Below are 3,111 nucleotides of genomic sequence, written 5' to 3'. Positions count from 1 at the left end.
AGTTCAACAGGTTTAAATCCGCAGCTTAACTATAGGTATGCGCAGATATTGATGGGGCTAAATCGCAACCAGGAAGCTTATGATAAGCTGGAAGATGTTGTTAAAGGTGGTAAAGCTACACCGCAAATGGCAGAGGCGTTTAAGTCGCTGTATATTAAAGTTAAAGGTAGCGATGCCGGTTTTGGTGAATATTCGGCTGCAATAAGGAAAAGCTATCTGGAGAACCTAAGCAAAAGTTTAACTAAAGCAATGGTTAAAGAGCCTGCTGCCGGCTTTACCCTGACTGATCTGGGCGGCAATAAGGTTTCTTTAGCCGATTTGAAAGGCAAAGTTGTTATTCTTGATTTTTGGGCTACCTGGTGCGGGCCTTGTAAGGCTTCATTCCCTGCTATGCAAATGGCTCTGAACAAATATAAGGATGATCCTAAAGTTAAATTCCTTTTCATCCATACCTGGGAAAAATCAGCTACGGCAACAAAAGATGCCGGTGACTATATAACTGGTAAAAAATATAGCTTTCAGGTATTGATGGACCTAAAAGACCCGGAAACCAAAGAAAATAAAGTAGTAAGCAGTTATAAGGTAATGGGTATCCCGGCAAAATTTGTGATTGACGCTAATGGTAATATCCGCTTCAAATTAACCGGTTTTGATGGTAGTGACGAAGCCGCGGTTGACGAACTATCCATGATGATTGATATGGCTAAAAGCAATTCCTGAAAAAATCATAAGGTAAGTGGGTAAAAGCACTTGCAAATAGCGTTGTTTATGTTGATAATGAAGTTGAAACGTAAGTGAGGCTGTTTATAGATTCCACGGGCAGCCAGGAAGCAATAAGGTATGGCCAAATTTTATTATCTGATCAATAAATGCCTTTACTTCCGCATGGATACTAAAGTTAAAAATAGCAAGATCCCATAATAATTGTTGTCCTGAAATGAGGCGATTAGTGTATTTTACCCGATCGTCTCATTATCAATTGTATGCAATCATTTTTTGGAGGATATTCAGCTTTAGGTGCGTAAAATCAGACTTGCAGCGTCTTTTATCTATCCATAGGTGTTATGCCAAATTTCTTGAGCAAATACATACAATTAAAATAAACAGTAGCAGAAACTGTGAGGCTAATCTCGCCCGTAATATTTTTAAAGAGTTATTCACTTGCTTTCTGACTGTTAGTGAACTGATCTCTAATTTTTCAGCAATTTCGTTATGAGACAAATTTGAATCTCTGCTTAATTCAAATATCAGCCTCATTTTAGGAGGCAGTGCGCTTACCTCTGCCTTTACCAGTGCGACAAGCTCTTTGTTCCTCAAATTCTCATCTGTTGTAGATTGGCAGGTTTCTTCAAAATTGATGAGCGATGAGATATAATTCGATTTAATTTTCTCGTGTTTAAAAACATTTAAAACTTTGTTTCGGACTACAAGGCATAAATAAGACTGCAAATTGCCTTTAAGTTCAATTGATCTTCTTTGATCCCATAGATGGATGAAAAGTTCCTGAAGAATGTCTTTGACAGCGTCCCTATCCGACAACCTTTTGTAGGCATGTTGATATAACATTCCGTAATAACGGGAATGTATCGCCGTAAATGCAGAAATATCATCTTGCCTTAACAACGCTATCAAATCATCGTCACTGTATTTACTGTACAAAGCCATCAATGTTTATATTGATTTAATTTTATGGATGATATTTATTGTTTTCTGATCAAGTGTGATCTGGTATAAAAGAATCGCCGGAAGTGAGCTCCCTTTCTCTTGTTCTATCTTATAATTGTACTTGCAAGTTAATAAGGGTAGGGTGGTTTTAAATGTTAAAGTTCAACGCAATCGTTTGCGTTGATATCCTGAAAATAGGTTACGCAGAGTGCCCCGGGGCAGTTTATACAATTGCGATAGATCTGTAACCCGTTGATTAGTAATGGTGTGTTTAACTGATTGGCAAAGAATTTACTATGAGGGTAATTAATACAGACCTGCAATAACAAGGTTTCTCAATTATAAAAGATCAAAAAAAGCATTTATGAGCTTTGTTATTGTAAACAAACGTTTGTGTTGGTTTTGTTTGCCATAAATTATCAGCTGAAAAGCTGTGATGGTTGGTTCCAATGTAGCGGTTGGGATAATGGAGGAAGAGGTACTGCAGGAACGTGATACTTTCAACCAAAATACTGCTAAATAAATTATTTTACTCTTTTTTTATTTTAATCTACTCCCTCCCCCTATTGTCAGTTGTATAGGAGATAATAAGGATAACATATCCTTTTAAGAATATGCAACCACGAGACATTAAAGATTTAATAGAACGATATAATAACGGCACTACTACTCCGGATGAAAATGCGCTGGTTGAAAGCTGGTATTTAAAATATCAGCACGATGACCCTTATTTGTCTCATTTTCAATTGGAAGAAGATCAAAAGGAGAGTCTTGATAAACTGTTAAATACAATACAGGGCAGGTCAAAAAAAATCCAGTTATCGCGCCTGGCAATTGCTGCTTCAGTACTCTTTTTTCTTGCAGTTGGCGGATATTTTATCAGCAGTAATTCCCGCCAGCAAATTGCAATTACCAAGCCGCAGAAACAAGACATTGCCCCTGGCGGAAACAAAGCCATATTAACTTTAGGAGATGGGAGCACTATTTTGTTAAACAGCGCAAAAATTGGAAGACTTGCCCGGCAGGGCAATATAATTATAAGGAAGGCGGCTAATGGACAAATTAGTTACAATGATATAAGCAGCAGTCACAATTCAAAAAGCGCAGTATACAACACTGCAGCCACGCCACAAGGCGGACAGTATCAATTTATTTTGGCTGACGGTACTAAAGTATGGTTAAACGCCTCGTCATCAATAAAATATCCGGTGGTGTTTAATGGTACCGAGCGTAGGGTAGAACTTACCGGTGAGGCCTATTTTGAAGTTGCGCATAACGCCAAAAAACCGTTCAAAGTAATTTCAAACGGGCAAACAGTGGAGGTATTAGGAACCCATTTTAATATTAATGCTTACAATGATGAGCAGGCTGTTAAAACTACTTTGCTTGAAGGCAGCGTAAAAGTGTCGGCCGGAGGAGGAAGCAATACCATTAAACCAGGTGAGC

3 protein-coding genes are annotated in these 3,111 nt (G+C 38.1%); 2 read left to right on the top strand and 1 reads right to left on the bottom strand.

All coding sequences use genetic code 11. The features are described 5' to 3' along the window. On the top strand, positions 1 to 720 hold a 720-nt coding region (locus VF500_RS18630), incomplete at its 5' end, for a TlpA disulfide reductase family protein (RefSeq protein ID WP_330861122.1). A gap of 342 nt (positions 721 to 1,062) precedes the next feature. On the opposite strand, the gene VF500_RS18625 is transcribed toward VF500_RS18630, so the two are convergent. After that, positions 1,063 to 1,665: an RNA polymerase sigma-70 factor gene (locus tag VF500_RS18625; protein ID WP_330861121.1), complete on the bottom strand. Its 603-nt coding sequence runs from the start codon at positions 1,663 to 1,665 to the stop codon at positions 1,063 to 1,065. A 614-nt stretch (positions 1,666 to 2,279) separates the two neighbouring features. Here VF500_RS18625 and VF500_RS18620 point away from each other — a divergent pair. Then, positions 2,280 to 3,111, top strand: an 832-nt coding sequence (locus VF500_RS18620) for a FecR family protein (protein WP_330861120.1), incomplete at its 3' end; no start/stop codon positions are given.

The sequence above is a fragment of the Mucilaginibacter sp. genome (assembly GCF_036383575.1).
Taxonomy (GTDB): domain Bacteria; phylum Bacteroidota; class Bacteroidia; order Sphingobacteriales; family Sphingobacteriaceae; genus Mucilaginibacter.
This window is presented reverse-complemented; position numbering and strand designations above follow the sequence as displayed.

What these genes read in the sequence shown, in the direction of transcription:
- VF500_RS18625 (WP_330861121.1), bottom strand. Translation starts at nt 1,665, where the DNA reads ATGGCTTTGTACAGTAAATACAGTGACGATGATTTGATAGCGTTGTTA.